Genomic DNA, 23292 nt, shown 5'->3' on the forward strand with positions numbered 1-23292 from the left:
ACAGGTGAGGAAACTCAGTAGTCTATACAAAGCAGTTTCCTTATTTGTAGGATGGCTCCTGTACTTCATTTTGTAGAAAATCTTTTTGTTTCATGTAAGAGTTAGAATAAATACTGCTATACGACATTAGATCAGCATGGCTGCCCTGTTCTATAATTTGACCATTTTGAACAACTAATATATGATCCGCATGAATGACTGTTTGGAATTTATGAGCAATAATGATGATGGTTCGCTTACCTTTAAGCTCATTTAAAAGATGCAGGATTAGTGATTCAGTTTCAGCGTCAAGAGCAGAGGTCAGCTCATCAAAAATGAGCACGGGTGCATTATGAAGCAATGCCCTTGCTATAGCCAGACGTTGTTTCTGACCTACAGATAGGTCATATTTTTCGGAAGCGATGTAAGTATCATATTTTTCGGGAAGTGATGAGATATAGTCATGTAGCCCCACCTTTTTTGAAATATCAACAACTTCATATAAAGTAGCATTCTTGTTACCGAAAGCAATGTTTTCGAATATGGTTCCAGTTGTTAATAATTCTTCTTGTGTGACTACCGCTATATTTTTATAGAAGGAACTTTTATTCAAATCGTGTAATCTGTAATCCCCATAGAGGATCTCACCCTGAGTCGGAATGACTTCCCCAGTTAGAAGTTTCACAATAGTCGTTTTACCAGATCCACTTTCCCCTACGATACCTAACATTTGATTTTTTTGATTTTAAAAGAGATGTCATTAAGAACAGGAGCTAGATTATTGTAAGAAAATGATACGTTTTTTACATGTATTTCATCTTCCACGAATCCCCTAATAATTTTACCGTTCCAAACATCATTTAAATTGAAAAAGGTAAGAATCCTTTCGGCTGAAGCTACCGCTGATTGCACACCTACGTTTAATTGTGATAAGCGTGATACCGGTTGTAGCAGCTTGACTATATATGTACTGAAAGCGACCAGCGTGCCTAAGGTGATCTCTCCTTTAATTAGTAAAAAACCTCCAATAACTAGTAAAAGTAAAGGGAAAAATCCACTTAAAAAGTTACTGATTATACCTAGTAGCAGTTCTCGCGCAAAAAGTTTTTTCAAAAACCGGACCAAAAGTATTTGTTCTCTGCAAAATAGGGCACTAATATATTTTTGACGGTTGAATCTGATTGAAGTCCATTTTTGTTTTAAACCTGATTGAAGGGTTTCTGTCATATTTTCATATTGTTTTTTGTAGGCAACATTTAATTGGTACACTTTCTTTTTGGAATTGTAGTATAAGAAAAAGTAAATAGGGATAAAGATCAGGGAGACTGTTGCTAATTTCCAATTCATAAAATAGAGAACAACAACGGTTGCGATGATTGTTAAACAATCCGTAAACATAGCTATAAACGCTTGATTTAGTAATCCAGTAAGAGCCTCGACATCATTATAGAGTAAGGCAATAACTTTTCCGTTAGGCTGATGACTTCTTAGATTAAGATTTTGATGATAAATATCATTCCTCAATCGAAACTGTAATAAATTACGGATTCTAAAAATAATCGTATCTCTCAGTGCTCCTGTCAATCCTCCACCAATTAGTAGTAATAAAAAAAGGCTACCTAAATAGCTGATTTCTTTAGTCGAGAGTGTTTCTGTGTTATAGGAATCTATTAGCCTTTGCATTAAAATAGGTTGGTAGATCATGAACAATATATTTATGATAATGATACAAAGCACAGTAATTTGCAGTGTCAGTAAAGGCTTAATGTATTTTCTTATTAGCTGGAACATAAAATAGGCCCTCCATATTTGGGGATAAAGCCAAATCGAATCAAAGTAGCTAGATCGGCATTGTTAATAAGTGCATATGAAGTGATAGAGGCACAATGCCGAGTGGTTATTACTAGCCCAGAAGGATGCTTTTTTGTTCTTGGGTAAGTTGGAGGTATAAATTTATAGTAGCGTTAATGAAGTTCTTAGTTACTTTGCAAAGTTTACCGACAGGTTGATTGACATTTCCGTTCTCTGCGAAGTTCTCTTGATGGCATCCACCACCACAAAGATTTTTGGCCCAACACTTTGAACAGGTGGTTCTATTTCTTACTTTTGAATTCTCAATGAAATCATACTGTTTGCTCAATGGATCTTCATCAAATAGATTGCCAATAGAGCATTCATCCTCGCCTACAAAACGATGGCAAGGGAACAGATTTCCCCTAACATCAACAGCGGCAGCATTTGTACCTGCACCACAAAAGTGAATTCTAGGACCTCCGGAATGTATTTTATTAAGCATTCCAAGGACATTGGACATTTTTTTGGCTGTAGTATAGTCTTCGTGTTCCAGTAAATCATGGAATTGATCCACAAGTTTAATCATTTCTTTGGATAAAGTATTGTAATGCTTGTCTGATAAGGAATAGAGCGCTGGTGATAGGTATATGTTTCTAAAGCCCAATTGTACTAAATGATTAAAAGATTTATAAAGGTGAAGTTCTGCGGGAGTTACTGTACCCCGCGCGCCTATTGTATGATCCTTTCTCATTTGTTCTGTACGCTTCAATAATAAATCATAAGACCCTTGTCCACCTTTGAAAAAACGATTGAAATTATGTGTTTTCTTATCACCATCTATGCTGGTTTGTACATTAAAATGATGATTGTAAAAAAAGTCTTTGATTTTAGGAGTGATGAGAGTACCATTCGTAGTTATTGAAAAAGAGAATTTCTTATTATGAATTTTGGATTGCTCATGAACATACTGCACCGTTTCTTGTATGAGAGGGAAATTTAATAGGGGTTCTCCACCGAAAAAAGTGATGTTTAACCTCTCTAACTCTCCCGATTGTTTAATCAGGAAATCCACAGCAGTTTTAGCGATTTCAGAGGTCATTTTTCCTTTCTGGTTATATTCCCCTTCTTCTCCATAACAGTAAGTACATCTAAGGTTGCATTCTTGTACCATAAATAAGGTCAGAGAGGATAATTTGAAGACCTTTTGCGAGTTATCAAGCACACCAATTTTTTCGACTTCTGCTATGTTGGTGTCAGTGGTAATAATATAAGCTTCCTTCATGTTTTGTATAGCTTCCCTAACTTGTGGTAGCTCATAGTGTTTGGACAATTCCTGAACAACAGTTTCCTCAATTTTTCCCTTACTATGTAAAATATCAATAATTAATGAATCGATCTCAAATATTGCATTCGTTACGACATTATAAAAGTAGGTTTTTGAGTTGACTTCAAACAATTTATAAGGGTGAAAGTGAATGATTTCATCTTTTTTATCTTGAATCAGATTAGCCATTTCAAATACCTCGCTTTTATTATTAGGATGATTTAAGAAGAAGGAACGGGATTAATTAAAATTAATCCCGTTATTTAGATATGGATAAATACTAGGTATCACTGGAAATACAGAAATCCAGTGCATCACATGAACGGCAGTAATCTTTGAGATCGCAATAATAGCAATCATCATTTTTTGGACATCCGTACGTAAGAATGGGTTCTTTAACACCAGAGATAACGTTGATTTGTTTTAGCATGTTCTTCACCTCCTTTTATTAAGCTATGCGGTGTATGGATATGTAAGGTATATAGAAATCATACAACTAAAAAGGCAAAATATGTGTTACAAAATTTTGTATAATATTATTATTTTTTGTATTATTTTGTTTAAATTTGAGTGATTTATATCACATCTTTAAAAGCCTTCAAGATGTAAAATACCATTTGTTATTTATGGTCAAAAAAATACAAGAATACTAAAAATGTAATGATTTATTGATTCGTCTCCCCAATAAATGTATGATAAATGGTGATTATTGCAATAGGAGGTTTGAAAGTGGAATATATTATTGAAACGAAAAAGCTCCGCAAACAGTTTGGGATGTCAAAAGCCGTAGACGACATATCCTTACATGTGGAGCGTGGCAGTATCTACGGTTTCCTCGGTGAAAATGGAGCTGGCAAGACAACCACTATCCGCATGCTAATGAGGCTAATTGAGCCTACAAGTGGGGAGGTTTTTTTATTTGGCGAGCGGCTGGAGAAAAACTATCCTTCTATTTTCTCGAAAATAGGTACAATTATCGAAATGCCTGGTTTATACGAAAATTTGAGTGCACGCGATAATTTAAGAATTTGCTGTATGTACATGGGGGTGCAGGATGATGGGAGAATTGAACGAACATTAACTACTGTGGGATTAGAGCATACCGGCAAGAAGAAGTTTAAGGATTTTTCCCTAGGAATGAAGCAAAGATTAGGGATTGCGAGGGCGCTTGTTCATGACCCTGAGTTGCTCATATTGGATGAGCCGACGAACGGACTGGACCCATCTGGAATTAAGGAAATTCGTCAGCTATTAAAGCGGTTGTGTGAGGAGAATGGGAAAACCATTCTTATTTCCAGCCACATCTTGAGTGAAATTCAGCAGTTAGCTACACACATCGGGATTATACATAATGGAAAGCTGTTAACAGAAGACCGTTTGAGTCGGTTGGAGGAAGAATTTGAACAATACACAGATATAAAAGTAAACGATGCAAAAACAGTACAAACGTTTCTGCAAGAGCACATGGGACAGCAGCTTCAATCTAATGTGATATCCCCACAACAACTAAGAATTCATAGTCCGATTGAGAATACAGCCACGTTAAATAAACAGTTAATAGATCATCATTTTCCAGTCTATGAGATACACACCTCCAAGCAGACGCTAGAGGAGTACTTTTTGTCTCTCATTTCAGGAGAGGGTGGGCGACGTGATTAGAGCAGAGCTCATTAAGCTTAAAGGCTCTAAATCTTTTTTCTTGAGCTATATTATATTGCTGGCTGTTGTACTGTTGGTGTTCAGTTTGGGCGCTATTTTTGACAGATATTCAATTGATAAAAAAGGTTGGGACTTCTATTTTGAGGATATTGTCCTCATGGTTAATATTGCAGCTGGGTTTATCAGTTACTACGTATTAGCTGGTCATATATTTGCAAGGGAATACCAGGAAAACACGCATCTGTTTATGTTTACCACGCCTATAGTCAGAGTTAGGTTCTATATTAGTAAATTAATAGTTATTTACGTATATATTATTTTTTCTTTATTTTCCATCCTGCTTTTGTCTGCATTATTAGGGATGTTGATTACTGATCGTCCCTTAACAACGGCTATTTGGGTACACCAGATTCAAGTGTTTGCTAAGATGTGTGTGATGCATGCGATGTTAATTCCGATTGCCTCTTTTTTCGCTATACGTTGGAAAAGCCTTATGGGGGTCGTGCTCGTAGTTTGTGTTGCTGTATTTTTAAATTTCATTTACAAAAGCGAATGGTATCCGTGGATTGTTCCGTATCTTTTATCTCCCAATGAAGGAAGTATGGTCAAACATGTCGATATCTCAATAGCCTGGTTCAGCTTATCCCTTACCTTTATTGTGGGATTATTTTTATCCATATGGTCATATCAAAGAAGAGGCTAAAATTTAGATTTTTTGAAAGGAGGGCTACTATGTTTGACCTGTTTAAAGCAGAGTGCTTGAAGCTGAAAGGAACCAAAATTCTTTGGTTGAGTGTAATAATTTTATTATTAACTATTGTTTTAGAGTTTTATAGTTACTCGGGGAGTCCCAAGTACTCTATAGACCGTGATGGTTGGAACGACTACTTTATGAGTGTTGCGATTCTTATTAATTTTCTGACCGGGTATATGAGCTATTACATTTTGACCTGCTATATCTATGCGAGAGAGCATCAGGAGAACACCCATATTGCACTGTTTACAAACCCTGTTCGCCGAACTCGGATTTACTTCAGCAAGCTACTCGTTATTTACATATACATCGCTGTCAGTCTGCTGTTGGCATTTATGCTATCTGCGATACTAGGCACTATTATTACGACCAGACCGCTAACTTTTGAAATCGTTATGTATCAGCTTGGGATATTCGCTAAAATGATTGTCATGCATGCAATGCTTATCCCGATCATCACGTTCTTTGCTATTCGTTGGAAAAAATTTGTACCCGCCATTATGGGAATGTGTACGGTCATGTGTTTAAATTTTGTTTTGGTTAATGCACCGGGGAATACCTTTTATCCATGGACGGTGCCGTTATTGTTTTCTCCCCATGGACAAATGGGCAGAACATTCACGTATGTTCCTGGAGGGATCATCAGTATTTGCTTCATTTTTGTGCTGGGTCTTTTTTTAGCGTTGCGAAGTTATGTTCGTATAGAAAAATAGTAGAATGTGTGCTCTGACATTAATGATGATGTTCGGCACGCTATTAGTAGCGTTGATTGGATTAATCGTTACAATTGTTATTGCGTTGACCAAAACAAAAAGAAATAGACCGCCCTGCTTAAGGGGAAAACGGTCTATTTCTGTAGATCACCTTTGAACAGCCGACCGCTCTTCAAAGCGGCTGTTGCCAAGAGTAGGGATGTTACCAGCATCCTTGCTCTTTTTTAGTATATCCTTCTATCATTTATTTTAGCACAATTGAATAATCGATGTAACTCATTTGGTGAAAACTTTAACTTCCTTTGGACCGAGAGTCACGGTGATCGAACCGTTGTTGATCTGAATGGAGTCGTTGCTTAACTGGTTGGTCAGACGGGTGCCGTTGGACAGGTTGTCAAAGTTGCCAATCGTACGGGTTTGGCTGTTCCACGAGTTGTTGATAAGTACAATGGCCTCGTCACCGTTTTTAGAGCGCTGGAAGCTGTAAAAGGAGTCGTCCGCCCATTTTTCCTTTTGGCTGCCGTTTTGCAGAGCGGGGTGGCTGTTGCGCACACGGTTCAGCTTGGCAATGTACTGGTACAGCTCATGGTTGGCGTTGAACACGACATTTTCCCGGTTGGCGGGATCATCTCCGCCACTAAAGCCTTGCTCGGTGCCTTGATAGATGATTGGAATCCCGCGCGACGTCAAAGTAAAGCCTAAGGCTGCTTTGAGCTGTGGCCATTTTTCAGAGCTGGCACCAGGCTTGCCGGAGGCCTCGTTAAGGAAACGTTTCACATCATGATTGTCGATAAATACGCCGTTGGTTTGGGCATCGCGATAGTGACGGTCATCCGTATAGCGTTCCTTGATTTTGGTCATGGATTGATCGCGTCCAAACACATCCTTGATCGTATAATACATTGGAAAATCCAGTGCAGCATCAAGATATCGGGTGTAATCGCCCACATAAGCGGGATCGCTGCTGTAAATTTCACCGATGGTGAAAGTGTTGGCTGCTTGGTCAAAATCCTTTAAAAAGCCTTTCGGTACATGTTTGGCGGTGTCTACTCTCAGTCCGTCGATGCCCGTCTCGTTCAACAGCCACTTGATCCAGTTTTTAAGTTCGCTTGCGGTTGCAGGGTTGTCCTGATTCAGATCATCCAATCCGGCCACGTCACCGTTTTCGATTTTTGATTGGTTATTGGAGCTGTAGTCTGCCCCTGTGATGTCGCCATTGTGATGATACCAGTCTGCTTTATCAAAAGGAGCCTTGGCGAAGCCGTTTCCTGGTTGAAAATCGCCCGTGTGATTGGGGACTACGTCCAGCATAACAGCCATATTTTTGTCGTGTGCTTTACGGACCAACTCCTTGAACTTGTCCATCGTGCCAAGATGTCCATCTACCGCATAAAAATCATACGTATGATAGCCGTGGTAAGCGAATTCGCTCTTTTGCATCGTTACCGGAGTAATCCAGATGGCGGTAAAGCCCATATTTTGAATGTAGTCGAGCTGGTTGATAATGCCTTGAAAATCGCCGCCATGCCACTTGCGCTGGTCGCTGTTGTTGGAGTTGAAGCCACCGTAATTATCGTTGGATGTATCCCCGTTGCTGAATCGGTCTGTCATGATAAAGTAAATGCTCTGTTTGCTCCAGTCTGTGCTAAGGGGAGTTGGATTGGAGGGATTACCCGGATCAGTGGGAGTAGAGCCGCCCGAAGGCGACCCCGTTTGGATAGTTCCCGCGGCTCCGTTAGAGCCGGGCGTGTAGGTAGAAGTTCCTGTACTGAAGAAGTAATTTTTGGTGTTGTTGCTGTCCCAGCTGTTATTGCCGTCGTTAAAAGCGGCTTCCAATTGGGAGGCAGAGCCGATATCGACGGTAATTTTAGCATAGCCGCTAATCTCGGCATCCTGCATTTTCACACCAGGTACGGAAGTCCAATTTCCGCCAGCCGGGCGGTAGTGAATGTAAGGTAAGTTGAAGCCTTTTTTGTAGTATACGGTTACTTTATTGGTTGTACCGCCGCCATCTCCGGGGTTAGTACCCGATGGAGCACCTGAGGTGATGGTTCCCGTATTGCCGCTGTTGCCTGGCGTGTAGGTAGAAATGCCTATACTGAATAAGTAGTTTTTGGTATTATTGCTGTCCCAGTTGTTGTTGCCATCATTAAAGGCAGCCTCTAGTTGGGAGGCAGAACCGATATCGACGGTGATTTTGGCATAGCCGCTAATCTCGGCATCCTGCATTTTCACGCCAGGTGCAGCAGTCCAGTTTCCGCCAGCCGGGCGGTAGTGAATGTAAGGCGAGTTGAAGCCCTTTTTGTAGTATACGGTTACTTTGTTGCCTGTACCGCCTCCGTTATCGCCGGGCTTGGCCTTGCTTACGATAACCTTTTTGAATCCATCCATATCTCCGGTGGGTGAGCCATCACTGTTAACGAGATTATTAAGGCGCAATAGTGTAAAGCCGTGGTAGCCGAACTTCGTGATTTTTTCTTCGATTTTCTGGAAGCCACTGCCTCCCGTTGGGAGTGCGTTTTCACCATTCAGGCGAACACCCTTGCTATTCGCAATGGAGGAGACGGTATCTACCAGTGTGGATGGCAAGGAATAATTCGGTGCTGTGCCACTGTCGTTCATCTCCAGCGCAGTAAAGGTTAGATCCAGATCAGCATCCTTGAACTTCTGAATAAGACGGTTGTAATCATAATATCCACCTGCATGCTCTGTGCTGTGAGGCATTGCAGGATTGTTCATCTGCCAGTGCAGGCCGGAAATCTTCGCTCCGATGCGGACACCGAACACAGAATCGAAGTTTTTGTGGGCAGCAGCTCCGATGACACCCAGATGGTTTTCAAGCACGCTTTGGTACCACGACAGGAAATCCTTCCCGTACGTGGAATTATACCCATCGTTCGTGTAAAATCCGTCCCCGTCGGTCGGAGGATTAATTTGGCTAAGGCTGCTTAGCTTGGTACCCCAAGCCGCATTAATCTTGTCCAATGATCCATACTTTTCATTCATGGCAGTGCGGAACGCATTTTTGGCTGTTTCGGTGTAGGCTTGGAATTTGCCCCGTGCAGGATAGCTCCATCCCGCTGCCGGATAGTATGAAGGATATCGCAATTCTCCAGACGGCCCACCGCTTAAATAGATTTTGGGAATGATGCTTTTGTAGCCAGCAAAGGTTTCAGCAAATGACGCATACAGCTCGTCATATTGTTTGCCAGTTCCGCTCCATAATGGGGAAAGGGCTTCGTTATTCACATAGCCGCCTTCATCCTTGAATTGCATTTCATCTGCACTGCCCTTGCTCGACAGCCAGCTTGGCAGCGGGATGTTACAGTCATCACCCACATTTCCGCCGCACTTATGCGTAGAGATAATAGGAACCCATTTCAGACCTACCTCTTTCACAGCGTCTGCATAGGTCTTGTAATAGCTCCAATCGAACTGGTTATCTCCTGCGCTTTCCACATAGCCCCACCAGACATCGGTGGTGATGGCATACACGCCGTTGCTTTTCAGCGTTTGCAGTTGCTTTTTGAATGCGCCCCAGTCACTGATTTTCGCCAGCGGCCCCATGACGGAAGCTTGAAAATCGTCAGCGACTGCAGCGCTTGCCGTATTGGAGGGGGAGCCAATGAAGGCGGTCAAAGACAGCACAAGGCTTAATAGAATCAGGCACCCTTTTTTCCATATACTTCGATACAAGGTCAAAGCGATCATCCTCCCCAAAGCATAGTCTATTTCGACAACATTCTGTAAACGTTTACAAAATAATTATAAAGCAATCGGTTGCCCAAAAAGAAGAATTTATTGCACTCTCGAAGGGGAGAAATATGACATTTTGAGTTAGCGACCGTGTCCTTAAAATGAGTTCAGGCAAAAAAATAAGGCATAGGTCTGAGTAAGACGAATGCCTTTTAGTAATGTGCGGATAGCCAATGCCAGCGTAGGGGAAAGAGAACCTAGACGTATAGAAGCTTTGTTCCAGCCTGTATGAAAGTATTGCCGAGGCACTTGCTTAATAGTTGCTTGCTTAATAAATAGGGCGATTCTTCTGGTCGGCCTCAAAGACATCTAGTTCAGTCTGCGTGAGCAGCTAAATGAAAGGATCTATGAATAGGTGCTGGAGCATCAGGCTGAACATGCCAAAGAATGGAGGGATCGGATCAATACGTATTTCTACCGTAAAAGCGGCATTACGAGTGAAGTTTCCACGTTTTACACGAACCTGTCCAAAGGATTGTGCTCACTAACGAGAAGTATATATCATGTGAAATTGAATATAATTTACAGCTATTCTTACAGAAATAGCTTACTTGGAAGGTGTCTATATGATCTTCCATTAGGATGCTGTTATCACACAAGTGAATTTTTTTTTGAATCAGATTCATTTTTAGAGTTTCTTAATAGGCTAATCCTTTTAATTGTAGTATTAAGCTGATTCATTGAGTTGTCTAACTTATCTAATTTTTCTCCTAGAGTCTTCAAAATGTACCAAAGAAGAATAAAACATAGGGAAACGGGGAATCCAACATTTGTAATTAATGAAATCATTGCCTCTACACTCATAGATATCTTCCCTTCAGAAGAGATTTTGAAATTATAGAAGCGTCTCCCTAAGCTTGTTTGGATTGAATCCGCAGATAACTGTTTCTTTGCCAGATCTCTTTATGATTGTGTAGGGTACGCCTTTAATTTCACGAAGTAACTTGAGATCATTTATATTGGTAATATCAATATCAGTAAAATTGATCTTGTTTTCCCCCATCCACTCCTTAATTTTTTGGCAAAATATACAATTTGACTTTGTGTAGATAAGTACCTCATTTAGCATTTACCTTTCTCTCCCATCAAATTAAATTAGCAAGGGGGTACCCGGACTTGAACCGGGGATGAAGGTTTTGCAGACCTTTGCCTTAGCCTCTTGGCTATACCCCCAAACTTAATTGGTGTTTGAAAAGTAAAGTGATAGTAGTTTTAAAAAGTACAACCCAAAAATAGTTTCTATTTTTTTAGGTTGTTCTATCAGTCCACTGCCTCACTTTATTAAATATAAAATATTTTGGAGGCGATCCTGTTGGAAGAATTGCACGCTTGGAGATCAAGACATCATAATTTTAAAATTGAATTATTGAAATTAAGTAAGAAAATAGAAGAAACTGAAAATACTAGTGATATTTTATTTTACCAGGAGATATGTGAGAAATATGCTTATCATCTTAAAAAAATTGAATCCGCTTGCTACGATAAAGTAGGTGTCACAATTTGTGGTTGTAACTTTAATCCTGAACATTGTACGGATTAGTGCTCCTTTCCTTTGTCAAGTAAACAAACATGTGAATTAAAATTATATGAGTTAAACTCTTAAAGTATAGATTAAACAGATGGGGCCAATAGTGTTATAGAAGCGAGACGGCAGCTTTTAAAGCATTACCACCGAGCCTTCTGCCCTGATTATAGGATTTAATTAAGCGGTATTAGGAAGGGGAAAAGGGGCACGATCTAACTGAGTAGTAGTACTTGTAAGTTCAGCTTAAATAATATAGCGAAACTCCGCTTCCTCTTCGGAAGCGGCTTTTTTCATTTCTCAAAGAGCTAATGTCCATAAACGTTTTATTCAAAATCTGAACCAAATGTTTTGTTTTTCAAGTTAATCCCAAGTGATAAATGTTCAAAGAAACACGGTCAGTTTTCGATAGCCCTTTACTCACGACTTTGTAAGCAAATAACTCCATGGTCCATTGAAAACTTGCCCGTAAGTGACTGGGGTAGCCTTACAGGTGCTTTTAATATGGAATTTCCAAAATACAATGCTTTTAAATTTCTATTTTATCTGTATTCTTATCATGGATTTTTATATAGACCAATTCAATCCTAAATTGTAATATCACCAGCTATGTAGAGAAAATCAAACCTTTTACACCATTTTATTAAATAGAGGGTGCCAAAAGATTTTTTATGAGACCACTTCCAGTCTGTCTTCCTCAACTACAACATTAATTTCGAAAATCAATCGTTGGTGTTTTGTAACGATTTTTTTATTTTATTAGGGTGTTTTCAACTCAAGCCTCTTGCTGATAAATATAAACAATCAAGGTAATAATCGGCATTAAGATAAAGTATATAGAAAAATATTCTCCCGCTCTTCATTGAGCATCCCCCATAGTGAAATGGTTTATACAGAGTCGTAATACTCCGGTAATTCGCTTCGCGATGTAAATGTTTTCGTAGCAATAATTCTTTAATTCAGGCAAGTTTGTAAGATTACTATTTTTAGCGGTTAGTTATATAAGGTTTTAAATAAAGAATTCCAATATTATACAGTTTTTACGTTGATTATTATGGAACGATTAGAATTCAAACTCTCTCAAAATTTCTCGATATTAAAGCCTTTGACAAGTTTTTTTACAATTTTTTTTAAAAAACACCCTTTTAAACATTTATGGTTGTGATTTCGCCAAGTTGTATCACTTTGATTAAACATACTGTTTTTTTAGGAGGGAAATTATGAACTCTTATATACTAAATTTTACTGAACTTGTTAGCATTCTTTCAAAAAAAAAATTATAAATGAGTTTTTGAATAACCCAGAGCACTATGCTTTATTCAAGGAAAGTATTATGTTTCCATCTGATGCTAATAATAAGGAACTAGATGAAAAATTCAAACAATTCTTTTTAGAACTTCGATTTACAACCTATATATCATCCTTGATCCATTATGCTTCGATAGATTTTGACAAGAAACAAAGAAGAATCCGAAAAAAAAACGTGTTATTACCTGAAGAGGATTCACACAATCTTTTTAAGGATGTATGTACACAATATGAATTTTTGAAGGATAAGCGAACAGCTAAGATAGAAGATGTGGTAACGAGTTCAAAGCTACATAAAGCGATAAATTTATTAACGGAAAAGGAAAAAAGTATTTTGAGCGCTTCATATGTTATGAATTGTTCGGATACTGAAATTGCTAAAAATAATAACGTATCACAGCAGGCCGTTTCAAAAACAAGAACTAGGGCATTAAAAAAACTTAGAGATTTTTTGGCGTAAAATGGATTAATATATAGTACTGCAATCAAAAAATTTCCTAAATATATTCGCGAAATAGGGGAAGCTCGCTCAAAGTAGAATACTGCAATCATATAAAAGAACAGTGTCAGTCCAATCTGTTATGATCAATGACATCAATCCTCTCGGAAAAATAGAGCAAGCAATTCGTTATATGAAAGGGAGATAAGCAGTGAACTCTTTTATCGATCTAATTAAGAAAGCACAACAAAGAGACGCACGAGCAATAGCAACTATTATTGATAAATTCAATCCCAAAATTCAAAAATCTCTTATACAAACAAAACCTCAAGATCGTAATGACTTAAGACAAGAAGTAAGCTTAAAATTAATCGAGGCAATCTATAGATATGATTTGAAATCAGTGCCTGGTTTTTGGGAATTTGTAAATAAAAAAAATGAAGAGACAGGTAATTAAGTCTGGTGCTGTAAGCCGGGACTGTCTTATGAGAGTGGGATATCAAAACATATTGCAATTTAAGCGACCAGTCGCCTGAAATCTATCGGCGACTGGTTATTTAGTTTTGTTTGAATGCGAATTAAGTTAGTAAATAGCATGATGTATATATCAATTCATTCGCATTATGATTTTATAATAAACCAAATCTGTTGGATAACTGATAGATAAAACCCAAATAGTTTTTTAATTTATGTTAAATATAACCTAATTATTCTGGAAAGTGGCGACTTAAAACCATCTATAAAATATGAATCATTTACCGCCGTTTTTATCATGGTTTAGGATTAATTGACCAAGCGAGTATTAGTATCACGAAAGAGAAGAGGAGTACAAAAATATTCAGTCCAATCCCCCACCATGCATACATTTTAGATCGCCTTGTAAATAGTGCTACAATTCCCGAAAAAATTCCTAGTACTGGTATGCTATATAGTGCTTGAGGAAGAAAAAAAGAAGAGAGAAATAAATAGTTAATATTTAATTCAACTAATGAAAAAATACCGCACAAGAAAGATATCATTCCTGTTATGGGGTGTAAAAGGGTTCCCTTTTTATTTTTTATGAATGCCAATTCCATAACTCTACCTCCCCAACTTTTATTGTGCGCACTATTTTATTACTTTTAAGTTTTTTTAGTTCTTCAGATGGCCCTGTAACGACGACTCCATAGGTGAGTATTCCATTTTTCTTTATATAATCCAAACGTTTAGAGAAAGATGTATTCTGGTAGTTTGGAAAAGTTGATATTAGCTTTTGTCGCTGAGCCAACTGTTCGACAATTTTAAGAAATATAGGTTGAATTCCTTGTTTAGCAACCTTAGCTCCGAAAAATGGAGAAAATAAATTGGTATCAGAATGCGTAGGGTACCCCAAAGGAATTATTTGTTCACTATTTTGTGAGTTTTCCACTCCTGAGTTTACTGCAAGCCACAGAGTATCAATACTTTTGGGGAGCTCGTGTTCCACTTCTTGGGGAGAATACAAATCATCGAAAGAAATGTACAATTCGGCGACAGACCCAGAAGACAAACCGTTTAAAACCTCCCACTCCTTATTTTTATCAAAATTCAGGTTGTTACTCGGGAAAATGAAATGATTTTTATTTGACTCAGATACAGGTATACTTGTTTTAGATTGCCGTTCCACAGCAGAAAATTGTTTCATTGTGTAATGCACTTTGAATGCCTCAGAATTAAGACTTTGCTTCCCAACACGTTTTAAAGTGTTAAAATTTGCGTCCATAGAAAAAAAACCAATTCTAGTATCGAACCCTTCTTCTAACATTGTGTTAGGTTTAGTTACGTAGATTAAATTCTTGGTGGTGTCTAGTAAGTCGTTAGCTCGGTTCCCTGTTCCGTAATATAAATAGGAACAAAGTGTTAGAACAGGTACAATTAAAAGTAAAATGGTTAGAACAATGAGGATTGTACTTATCTTTGCTTGGTATTTTGCTAATTTTATAATGCCTTTTGAAGCTTTTTCTTCAAAGTGTAAAGTGGTCCCGAGATCTAAATTAGCTTTTTTAAACAACTTATCGTATTCATCATTAGTCACCTCTTGATCTTTTTCAGGTGTTAAATTACTATTAGTACTTTTTTTATCGAGAAATTGTTCGTTATCGTTATCCTTCTTCATGTAGTATGCCCCTCTTTTCAAGAATCGTTTTTAACTTTTTCCTCCCGCGATAAATATGACTTTTTAAAGTATTAAGATTTAACCCCAGCACTTCAGCTGCTTCGTGCATTTTGAGTTGATGTAAATCACATAAAAGGATGGCTTGGGATTCTTTTTCGGGTAGAGTATGAATTGATTGTATTAACTGGCTTAATTGATCACGCTCTATGAACTGATTTTCCGGAGTATTGTTATCCAATAATTCTAGTCCCTTAATTTCTTCAATAAGCGAATTTTTTTTGTTTTTTCGTCGTGTGAAATCAATAAATGCATGGTATCCAACTTTAAACAACCAAGCCTTAATGTTTCCAATTTCATTATCTTCAAGATGTAAAAAGGCTCTAAAGAAAGTTTCTTGGACTAGTTCCTCTGCAACGAAATGATTACAGGAGAGGGAAAGCAGGTATCTATACAAGTCGTTAAAGTAGCTGGAGTAAAGAGTTTCTAGGTTCATTCTTTCCTCCTTTCACTACAACCACGAATGAAGACAGGAAAAAGTTGCAGTAAATAATAATTTAATGATGAAGTTTAAATTTATTACATACCGATTATTGTGACGGTCCTAAAGAAATAAATATTCAGCTTATGGTCTGATCATGTGAAATATAGTTACCAAAATACATTCGTGCAGATGAATCTCGATTCATTAACTCCTTCATCATAGCACAATCGAAATAGCTCAATTTGAATTCCTTAAACGGTAAGACTGAAGAAAGATAACAATGATTAAATGACGGATTGTCAATCCAAGTGCAACAGTTCCTCTGTAAATCGTTCGTGAGTGATTTTCCAGTCCAGACATTGTCTGGGCGGTGGTTGATGAGGAAGAGCATGCTCCAGTTCTTCATCTGTAATTTGAGTAAAGTCACTGCCTTTAGCGAAAACTTATTGAAACAAACCGTTTGCGTTCTCGGTAGATACTTGTTGCCATGAAGAGTAAGGGTCTGAAATAGACTTGAGGTGGTGGATCGCTTCGAGGCTCGCGTAACAGGCAAACTCCATTTCCCCGAGGGGTAAGTAGCTGTAACGTTTTGAAACGTTCCGGAAGAGTACTAGAAAGCGACTACGCCAAAGTAATCTCCATGGACAAGGCCTATGAGATCCGGCACTTTTATCGCGGTTTACAGGCGCATCTTCAGTTTGATGAAGGTAGTTAAGCAGCAGTTTTTACTTTTCCCACGACTGGGTATTACCGTATCCAGTTCCCAGTACGAAAGGTTCCCAAGAGCATACTTCTTTGACGCGCTCCTGAATTGACTTCCTACCGCAAACTTCCCACGTTTCTCTGTCGGTTGTTTCTGTTTGCCTCTGTGCCCTAGCTTCTAAGGAGACACTCGTCAACACACCAGCATACAGCTTGCGCTAGAGCGTCAGGCCATGGGCCATTTATTCCAGTAGGTGCCGCATTTCATAATTACAATCCGTCATATATTAATTTGTAATTTGGAGTATTCGGTGATGAAGGTAATTTTTATTAGAGGCTAAATTCCACTGTGGCCAAATGCCCTGCTGTCCATTTATCATAAGCAATGAAAAGCGCGAAGTACCGGAATTTGACTAGAATTTAGACACGGGGAATGGGAGAACACAATCAAACTTAGTTGAGGTGTGTTCCAATGAGTAAAAATTAGTTTTTAAGGCCTCCGACTGATAATTATTCAAGGTGAAGGAAAGGGGGGGTCCAAGTAGCGAGGGGACTGGGAGTCTTGCGACAAGCTGTATCTGTGGGTAGACGAGTACTAGCAGTATGGAAATCTTTTTAAAAAATTACAAAGATCAGCGTGAGGCTCAAAATAAATAGTAGGGAAAGGTACCTGCTTTTATTCCGCTAAAAGAATTCACTCTGCTTAAGGCTACATGTTCCTAGTCAATACAAACATATTTATCGTAAGTCGTCTTAATATTATCGTTTTCAAATAGTAGTTTATAAGCCTATAGAACAGTTTCTTGTTCTGCTCCTTCTGAAAAAGAAATCACCCTTTCTATATGGAAATATCCCCTTCAAGTTTACTCTTTCCTCATGTGACATAAGGTTTTATTGAGTGTCTACTTGAAAGGGATAGTACTATTTTTAGAAGTGAAGATATTTATACATTTTTAAGTATTATCTATTAGCATCCTTCGAAATAAATGATAATGGCATTAGCTATAATATAATATTGAGTTCTATATCTGCGAGCGCAGTTCTCGAGAATCCCATCGCATTCGCAGTTACCTTCACCGAAATTTGCCCAGCAACGATCATGTGCTACGCAACATTCATCTAATTCGTTAATGGGGGCGCCCCCACCTCTAGCCATATTGTATCCACAGTTTTTACCACAATGCTGATAACCACCAGGAGCACAAAACTCCGTAGGATCCCAAGCAGTAGTAATTTTACTGTTAGTTTCTCCGGGGGTGTATGTCTCGTCATGAAAAGGTGGAGTTTCCACATCTACGTCTAGATCAACTCCATCATAAGGTGAATTAGTGACGTGAGTTCTCCCTTTTTTCACATCTAACTGTTTCAATTCGTTTCCCTCTAAAATATCTACACCAAGGGAGTAAGTAACTTCTATACTGTCAACTTCATTATAACCAAAAGCATGAAATACTAATTTCTTATCTTCACTAATGAAATAAATCATTTTCCCTACATTTAATTTTTTGTTTGTTGTATATAAGTCACTCACAAAAGTAGCTTTGATTTTTAGGTTTTCAAGAGAAAATTTCGAATACTCTGTATCAATTAACTTTGAAATTTTCTTATAATCAGGGCTTTTTGTAAGCTCTGATAAAAAATCGGTTGTTTCGATTTTTGTCATAGGTCGACCATTAATTATATTCATCATAACTGTATACACTCCTCTAAATTTGAAATATAAAGGCGGATAACACACAAATCTTATCAAAAGCTAATCATTAAGGTGAACAGCCACATGAATAAAAGACCTGCTTGTTGTTAAACACGCGAAATGTTGCTGGGCAGTCAGGCCCGGAACCACAGCACTTAGGCAGTTGGTAACAGCCGATTTCTGCTTGAATCTGCACTTGCTTGGAAGCATTTGTCTGAGTAGTTTGCTTTTCATTCATAATTTAATTTCTCCTTTCTATTTAATTTGTTACAACTATAAAAGTGAGTTATGTACTAGATATAACAACCCAATATTTATTAATTTAAGACGAATGGAGTTCGTTTTTTTGAAATGGATAATTCCCAATCACTTTAGCGATGCGAAGTGGTTTCAAAATATTGTAATTTATCGGTTTCCTACTCCCTTTATTAAAGCTGCATACATGAAGCGCCCATATTGATGCTAGACTAAAAAGTGGACTCCGAGAAATCTACCATTATCTCATTAAACTGGGAATTGACGTGTCTGAAAAGACTGTAGCCAAGATCATGAAGCAGCTGGGTATGAAATCCAGGATCGTGAAGAAATACAAAGCGACAACGAATTCCAAACATCAGATGCTTGTCCATGAAAAACACCTGTACCAGCAGTTTTCTGCTCAAACGCCGGGGGAAGTATGGATGACGGATATCACCTATATTCCCACCGATGAAGGATGACTTTACCTGCCCAGCGTCATGGATCTGTATATCTGACAGATTGTGGGCTTCCAAATGGGATTCAGAATGAAAAAGGAACCGGTCCTTTCAGCATTGGAGCGTGCTTACCAGACTCACCGTTCTGCCAGTGAAGTTCTGCATCATTCGGATCGCGGCAGTCAGTATGCAGCTCAGAAACACCAGAAAAAGCTTGTGGAATACGGCATGAAAGTCAGCATGAGCCGAAAAAGGAATTGTTATGACAATGTCTGCATTGAATCGTTTCACAGCATTTTAAAAAAGGAACTCGTGTATTTGGAGCATTTCAAAACGAGAGAGGAATATATAAGTTTTACTTGGAGTTCTACTGCTTGAGGGAGGGAGTTCCTAACAAGTAATGACGCTTTTTCTTGGAAGCTACTAATTCAATAGTAAATCAAACGTGGAAGTGTTCTAACGTCTTACGTCCGGAGTGTATAACTTGAACTTAAAACATGCCTAGAGACTTTTAAAAAATCGTGTAATTACAGACTTATAGTAGTTGTGAGAAACATACTTTCATAAGACCATTCTACAGAAGTTTTGCGGTGATGAGAGCAACTCATGAACTGATTCTCTTGTATGAATGTAATTATAGCTATATTTCACACTAATCAGGTCATGAGTCGTTTTTTCTTAGCAGGCGATAAGTTTTTAATTTTAGATCAACTTATCCAAAGCTCTTTAACAAATTCAGCATTCCGTTTCCTTCTATAGCTGGATTTCCAAAGAGCAGCGAACTGCTTTTAATTAATTGAGCATAAATTTCTGGTTCAGTAAGATCCCTTTTGAATAGGATCCTGCCTTCTTCGATGATCAATGCTAATGCACCAGCAACGAAAGGGACTGCCATAGATGTACCACTAAAAGAAGCATATTTATTATTAAGGAATGTGGAATATATGTCTTCACCCGGAGCGACAATGTCAAGTTGTTCGTTCTGGTTGGAAAATTTTGAAATTAATTTTGTTGCTCCGATAGACCCAACTTCTATCACTTCATTGTAAGCACCGGGATATCTATATTCCCGATCACTCTCCCCATTTCCATCATTTCCGGAAGCAGCGACTATAGACAAGCCGTGTCCCACTGCATAGCGGATAGCATCATGCAGAAGAGGATTGTCTTTTTTGGTACCCAAAGACATTGTCATAATGTTAACTCTTTCTCCGTTGGGCCCTCTCCATAATATTGCGTAGTAAATAGCCTCAATTAAATTATTAATATCTCCATCTCCGTCATTGGTTAACGTTTTTAAAATGAGAATGCTGGCTCGTGGGGCAACTCCAATGTTAACTTTTTTATTGTTAGCTGCAATAATTCCTGCAACATGAGTCCCATGTCCATTGCCATCCTGATAGTTATGCGGATCATTGTCATAGTTTGAAGTGAAATTTCTTCCACCAATGATGTTGTTTTGTAGATCTTCATGCTTCATATCTATTCCGGTATCCAACACAGCAATGACAACATTAGATCCAAAAATATTTCGCTTCCAAAACTGTTCAGCATGAATTATTTCTAAACCCTTGTTTTCTTTGTTTGTAGCTGTTTTAATGTTATAGTTTGGTAATCCTATCGATTGTATTTTCACTCTATCTCACATCCATTCTCTTTTGTTGATTAAGAAAGTGTCAGTGATATTAAAAAATACAACTAAAGTTTTAAAATTAAAAGTCGGTCATTCAAGGAACGTGTAACAGATGCTCTGACATTGAGGCATGCATTACACTCACCCCCAGAGTACACGTGCTCATTGATAAAACTCGAAGTCAAATAGTCGATGTCCCGTAAGGGCAACTGCTAGGATAATGCTCAATGGATACTAAAAAAGATGACTCCTGATTAATTCAGAAGTCATCTTTTTGAAGCCTGAAGAGTCTTGGTCAAAACCAGTCGTCCATATATGAGATTCAGTTCAGGTAAAACACGGTCTATTTCCAACAGCTAATCACTTTTTATCTGACATTTTTAAATCGGATGCTGCCAAGAGTAGGGATGTTATCAGTATCTTTAAGTTAACATTGTTCCTTAAAATTTTAATTTCCATTGAAGACGAGACAACTTGCTTAATAAATAGGGCGATTCTTCTGGTCAGCAATGCCGCTTTTACGGTAAAAATACGTATTGATCCGATCCCGCCATTCCTTAGCATGCTCAGCCTGATGCTCCAGCCGCTCCAGCACCTGTGCATAGATTGCCTCATCCAGATGATCCCTCAAACTAACCCATGTGTCTCTAAGGTTGGCCGCATGTTCCGCACCCTCAAAATGTGTATCATAAATGTGCTGAATGACAGTTTGACCAGAGTGGAGCATGTGCGTATAAGGGACGTGATGAAAGAACAATAGCAGCTCATCCGGGCAGGTTTCGGTAGATTCATAGATATCCGCTTGGGGAGAGAAATATTGCCCGGCATAGCCTGTTCCAGTCGCGATAGTGCGATCTACTCCGATGCCACGGCAATCGGCAAAATGGTAGGTGCCCCACATCGAATATTCGTAGCCATCCACATCCGGCCCATAGTGGTGACCGGGACTGACCATCCAGCCGACCCCGAGAGGGGCGGTGTAGGACTCGTAGATATTCCACGAATCGAGCAGCATTTTTTTAATGACAGGAACTAGATGTTTGCTATTGCCCGTATGGGAACGATTCCTATGTCCGCCAAACGTCAGCCGAACCCACTCATCTGCGATTTCGTCTGCGGACAGCTCCGGGTCCCATGCCAACCGTCCGTAGCCGTACAGATTGGACTGGGCGAGCAAATGCCCGGTCCAGTTGGTGTCTGCCCCAATATTGGATACAGCAGCGATCCCATAGTTGGTGTACTTGGTGGAGGAAGGGGAAGCAGGACTGCCATTTCTACCCAAAGAGCCGCTCACGATTCGCTTGATGGTGGAGCCTTTTCCCTGAGCATAAGTGTCAAAATCCAGAACCTCCTTCCACTGCGGAACAAGGTAGCATAAATGCCGTTGCTGTCCTGTGTATTCTTGGGTAATCTGAAATTCCAGCAGTACCTGAGTGGCTTGCAGCGCCCCGAACAGGGGGGAGACAGGCTCCCGCACCTGAAAATCCATGGGACCGTTTTTGATCTGTAAAATGACATTATCGCGGAACAGCCCATCCAGCGGTTTAAAATGGTCAAAGGCCGCGCGAGCCCGATCCGTCTTGCGGTCACGCCAATCCTGCTTGCAGTCGTAGACAAAGCAGCGCCAAATAATCCGTCCACCATAAGGCTGCAACGCATCTGCCAGCATGTTGGCTCCATCGGCGTGATGGCGTCCGCAGCTGAATGGACCGGGCCGATTCTCGGAATCGGCTTTGACCACGAAGCCACCCAGATCGGGAACGGCGGCGTAAACCTCCCGGGCTTTGGCCCGCCACCATTCCGCTACACCGGGGTCTAGAGGATCGGCTGTGGTTAGTCCGCCGAGCTGCATAGGGCTGGCATAGTTAATGCTCAAGTAGATTTGGATGCCATAGGCTCGAAATATTGCAGCTAGCCTGGCTACGTCCGATAAAAATTTGTCCGTAATCAGCTCGGTTTCTACTTGATGGACATTCACATTGTTAATGGATAACGACTGAATGCCGACAGATGCGAGCAGACGGGCATAGTCCCTAAGGCGGTCCATATTTTTAGTTAAGGCATTATTTTCGTAAAAAATGGATGCCCCCGCATATCCCCGTTCAACGCTGCCATCCATGTTATCCCAGTGATTGATCATGCGGATGGGATTAACCGGATTGGACAATACATCCAGAAACGGACCATCCGATGATTCGGATGATTTGCTGGTGGCTTGTAGCAGAAGTTCGCCATCCAGTCTTTCTTGTAGCCAGCGCAGCAGATGAAAAACCCCATATAATACGCCTTTGCTGGTCTGACCGGCGACCGTGACGTACGGCCCTTTTATAGCATCATACGAAGCTGATTGTGCCGGGTTTATCATCTCAGTTCCACGAATTCGGTAGCCTTCTGCGTTCACATCAGCCTGTTCCTCTGCACTAAATCGTTCTGCCACCAGTGGATGGTCTCTAAATGTAACGAGTGTAATAAACGGCGCATCCACAGGAACGACGCTGATCTTCGGCTGCTGTCCGAACATGGAGGTCAATCCGCGTTGTAGCTCATTTGCAGCGGTTTGGAGCACTTCATCCTCCCCGGTGACCACGATAACATTGCACCATGCGGGCCGATTCTCTGCATGACTGCTGCGGGGATAATGGAGCCAAGCGTCATAGCCGTTCTCTTTTTGCACATCCATATGATTGCTCATATTCGATCCTCCTT

21 protein-coding genes, 1 tRNA gene and 2 pseudogenes are annotated in these 23292 nt (G+C 39.5%); 10 read left to right on the forward strand and 14 right to left on the reverse strand.

What is annotated here, in order from left to right; genetic code table 11:
• Window positions 1-40: 40 nt before the first annotated feature.
• The 4 genes from ASL14_RS28075 to papA form a co-directional block, all read right to left on the reverse strand.
• Complete coding sequence (locus ASL14_RS28075; protein WP_223263979.1) at window positions 41-709, reverse strand: ATP-binding cassette domain-containing protein; 669 nt, start codon at window positions 707-709, stop codon at window positions 41-43.
• Entirely contained in the window at window positions 703-1770 is a 1068-nt protein-coding gene (locus ASL14_RS28080; RefSeq protein WP_223263980.1) for an ABC transporter transmembrane domain-containing protein, read from the reverse strand. The genes ASL14_RS28075 and ASL14_RS28080 overlap by 7 nt, the downstream gene beginning before the upstream one ends.
• A 112-nt stretch (window positions 1771-1882) precedes the next feature.
• Window positions 1883-3286 carry a PapB family radical SAM/SPASM ranthipeptide maturase gene (gene papB, locus ASL14_RS13445; protein WP_134911949.1) on the reverse strand — a complete coding sequence of 468 codons (1404 nt, stop codon included), beginning with the start codon at window positions 3284-3286 and terminating at the stop codon, window positions 1883-1885.
• A gap of 91 nt (window positions 3287-3377) precedes the next feature.
• A complete protein-coding gene (gene papA / locus ASL14_RS29570) occupies window positions 3378-3527 on the reverse strand; it encodes a freyrasin family ranthipeptide (RefSeq protein WP_189338156.1) in 150 nt (49 codons plus the stop codon).
• 299 nt (window positions 3528-3826) lie between these two features.
• On the opposite strand from papA, the gene ASL14_RS13450 reads away from it, so the two are divergent.
• From ASL14_RS13450 to ASL14_RS28085, 4 genes and pseudogenes are all read left to right on the forward strand, one after another.
• Entirely contained in the window at window positions 3827-4756 is a 930-nt protein-coding gene (locus ASL14_RS13450) for an ABC transporter ATP-binding protein (protein ID WP_134911950.1), read from the forward strand.
• Window positions 4749-5459: an ABC transporter permease gene (locus ASL14_RS13455; RefSeq protein ID WP_134911951.1), complete on the forward strand. Its 711-nt coding sequence runs from the start codon at window positions 4749-4751 to the stop codon at window positions 5457-5459. The genes ASL14_RS13450 and ASL14_RS13455 overlap by 8 nt, the downstream gene beginning before the upstream one ends.
• A gap of 29 nt (window positions 5460-5488) precedes the next feature.
• Entirely contained in the window at window positions 5489-6223 is a 735-nt protein-coding gene (locus ASL14_RS13460) for an ABC transporter permease (RefSeq protein WP_134911952.1), read from the forward strand.
• Between the two features lie 4 nt (window positions 6224-6227).
• A pseudogene (locus ASL14_RS28085) lies at window positions 6228-6326 on the forward strand (putative holin-like toxin); the annotation flags it as partial.
• A gap of 173 nt (window positions 6327-6499) precedes the next feature.
• Here the strand turns inward: ASL14_RS28085 and ASL14_RS13465 are convergent.
• Window positions 6500-9925 carry a family 14 glycosylhydrolase gene (locus ASL14_RS13465; RefSeq protein ID WP_134911953.1) on the reverse strand — a complete coding sequence of 1142 codons (3426 nt, stop codon included), beginning with the start codon at window positions 9923-9925 and terminating at the stop codon, window positions 6500-6502.
• Between the two features lie 370 nt (window positions 9926-10295).
• Here ASL14_RS13465 and ASL14_RS29310 point away from each other — a divergent pair.
• Window positions 10296-10421, forward strand: a pseudogene (locus ASL14_RS29310) (hypothetical protein); the annotation flags it as partial.
• A gap of 393 nt (window positions 10422-10814) precedes the next feature.
• Here ASL14_RS29310 and ASL14_RS29575 read toward each other — a convergent pair.
• Window positions 10815-11048 (reverse strand): glutaredoxin family protein, encoded by a 234-nt coding sequence (locus ASL14_RS29575; protein ID WP_025683858.1) that lies wholly within the window; start codon window positions 11046-11048, stop codon window positions 10815-10817.
• A gap of 32 nt (window positions 11049-11080) precedes the next feature.
• Window positions 11081-11152, reverse strand: a tRNA-Cys gene (locus ASL14_RS13485).
• A gap of 139 nt (window positions 11153-11291) precedes the next feature.
• On the opposite strand from ASL14_RS13485, the gene ASL14_RS13490 reads away from it, so the two are divergent.
• The 3 genes from ASL14_RS13490 to ASL14_RS13500 all read left to right on the forward strand — a co-directional run bounded on the left by ASL14_RS13490 (window position 11292) and on the right by ASL14_RS13500 (window position 13705).
• A complete protein-coding gene (locus ASL14_RS13490) occupies window positions 11292-11519 on the forward strand; it encodes a hypothetical protein (protein ID WP_025719393.1) in 228 nt (75 codons plus the stop codon).
• Window positions 11520-12834: 1315 nt separating this feature from the next.
• Window positions 12835-13269, forward strand: coding sequence for a sigma-70 family RNA polymerase sigma factor (locus ASL14_RS13495; protein ID WP_134911955.1), 435 nt, complete (start codon window positions 12835-12837; stop codon window positions 13267-13269).
• Between the two features lie 190 nt (window positions 13270-13459).
• On the forward strand, window positions 13460-13705 hold the full coding sequence (locus ASL14_RS13500) for a helix-turn-helix domain-containing protein (RefSeq protein ID WP_134911956.1): 246 nt from the start codon (window positions 13460-13462) through the stop codon (window positions 13703-13705).
• 313 nt (window positions 13706-14018) lie between these two features.
• Here the strand turns inward: ASL14_RS13500 and ASL14_RS13505 are convergent, their stop codons facing one another.
• The 5 genes from ASL14_RS13505 to ASL14_RS27380 form a co-directional block, all read right to left on the reverse strand.
• The gene (locus ASL14_RS13505; protein WP_134911957.1) at window positions 14019-14324 is read right to left on the reverse strand and encodes a hypothetical protein; all 306 of its coding nucleotides are present in this window, start codon (window positions 14322-14324) and stop codon (window positions 14019-14021) included.
• A complete protein-coding gene (locus ASL14_RS13510; RefSeq protein WP_134911958.1) occupies window positions 14306-15382 on the reverse strand; it encodes an anti-sigma factor in 1077 nt (358 codons plus the stop codon). The genes ASL14_RS13505 and ASL14_RS13510 overlap by 19 nt, the downstream gene beginning before the upstream one ends.
• A complete protein-coding gene (locus tag ASL14_RS13515) occupies window positions 15369-15875 on the reverse strand; it encodes a sigma-70 family RNA polymerase sigma factor (protein ID WP_134911959.1) in 507 nt (168 codons plus the stop codon). The genes ASL14_RS13510 and ASL14_RS13515 overlap by 14 nt, the downstream gene beginning before the upstream one ends.
• 1657 nt (window positions 15876-17532) lie before the next feature.
• Complete coding sequence (locus ASL14_RS13520; protein WP_134911960.1) at window positions 17533-18255, reverse strand: phospholipase A2 family protein; 723 nt, start codon at window positions 18253-18255, stop codon at window positions 17533-17535.
• Between the two features lie 70 nt (window positions 18256-18325).
• Window positions 18326-18496 carry a hypothetical protein gene (locus tag ASL14_RS27380; protein WP_155252347.1) on the reverse strand — a complete coding sequence of 57 codons (171 nt, stop codon included), beginning with the start codon at window positions 18494-18496 and terminating at the stop codon, window positions 18326-18328.
• 250 nt (window positions 18497-18746) lie between these two features.
• Here ASL14_RS27380 and ASL14_RS13525 point away from each other — a divergent pair, with 250 nt between their 5' ends.
• Window positions 18747-18977, forward strand: a complete 231-nt coding sequence (locus ASL14_RS13525; protein ID WP_223264349.1) for an IS3 family transposase — start codon at window positions 18747-18749, stop codon at window positions 18975-18977.
• A gap of 42 nt (window positions 18978-19019) precedes the next feature.
• Window positions 19020-19331 (forward strand): DDE-type integrase/transposase/recombinase, encoded by a 312-nt coding sequence (locus ASL14_RS13530; protein WP_257721108.1) that lies wholly within the window; start codon window positions 19020-19022, stop codon window positions 19329-19331.
• A gap of 334 nt (window positions 19332-19665) precedes the next feature.
• Here the strand turns inward: ASL14_RS13530 and ASL14_RS13535 are convergent, their stop codons facing one another.
• Window positions 19666-20589 (reverse strand): S8 family peptidase, encoded by a 924-nt coding sequence (locus tag ASL14_RS13535; RefSeq protein ID WP_134911963.1) that lies wholly within the window; start codon window positions 20587-20589, stop codon window positions 19666-19668.
• 475 nt (window positions 20590-21064) lie between these two features.
• Window positions 21065-23278, reverse strand: a complete 2214-nt coding sequence (locus ASL14_RS13540; protein WP_134911964.1) for an alpha-glucuronidase family glycosyl hydrolase — start codon at window positions 23276-23278, stop codon at window positions 21065-21067.
• Between the last annotated feature and the right edge of the window lie 14 nt (window positions 23279-23292).

Source organism: Paenibacillus sp. IHB B 3084, assembly GCF_001447315.1.
In the GTDB taxonomy this organism is placed as follows: Bacteria; Bacillota; Bacilli; order Paenibacillales; family Paenibacillaceae; genus Paenibacillus.

Bases quoted from the DNA above. Each gene is read 5' to 3' on its own strand.
- ASL14_RS13460 (WP_134911952.1), top strand. From the start codon at position 5,489: ATGTTTGACCTGTTTAAAGCAGAGTGCTTGAAGCTGAAAGGAACCAAA.
- ASL14_RS13510 (WP_134911958.1), bottom strand. From the start codon at position 15,382: ATGAAGAAGGATAACGATAACGAACAATTTCTCGATAAAAAAAGTACT.
- papB (WP_134911949.1), bottom strand. From the start codon at position 3,286: ATGGCTAATCTGATTCAAGATAAAAAAGATGAAATCATTCACTTTCAC.
- ASL14_RS27380 (WP_155252347.1), bottom strand. From the start codon at position 18,496: ATGAATGAAAAGCAAACTACTCAGACAAATGCTTCCAAGCAAGTGCAG.
- ASL14_RS13515 (WP_134911959.1), bottom strand. From the start codon at position 15,875: ATGAACCTAGAAACTCTTTACTCCAGCTACTTTAACGACTTGTATAGA.
- ASL14_RS13520 (WP_134911960.1), bottom strand. From the start codon at position 18,255: ATGATGAATATAATTAATGGTCGACCTATGACAAAAATCGAAACAACC.
- ASL14_RS13495 (WP_134911955.1), top strand. From the start codon at position 12,835: ATGTTTCCATCTGATGCTAATAATAAGGAACTAGATGAAAAATTCAAA.
- ASL14_RS28075 (WP_223263979.1), bottom strand. From the start codon at position 709: ATGTTAGGTATCGTAGGGGAAAGTGGATCTGGTAAAACGACTATTGTG.
- papA (WP_189338156.1), bottom strand. From the start codon at position 3,527: ATGCTAAAACAAATCAACGTTATCTCTGGTGTTAAAGAACCCATTCTT.
- ASL14_RS28080 (WP_223263980.1), bottom strand. From the start codon at position 1,770: ATGTTCCAGCTAATAAGAAAATACATTAAGCCTTTACTGACACTGCAA.
- ASL14_RS29575 (WP_025683858.1), bottom strand. From the start codon at position 11,048: ATGCTAAATGAGGTACTTATCTACACAAAGTCAAATTGTATATTTTGC.
- ASL14_RS13505 (WP_134911957.1), bottom strand. From the start codon at position 14,324: ATGGAATTGGCATTCATAAAAAATAAAAAGGGAACCCTTTTACACCCC.
- ASL14_RS13540 (WP_134911964.1), bottom strand. From the start codon at position 23,278: ATGAGCAATCATATGGATGTGCAAAAAGAGAACGGCTATGACGCTTGG.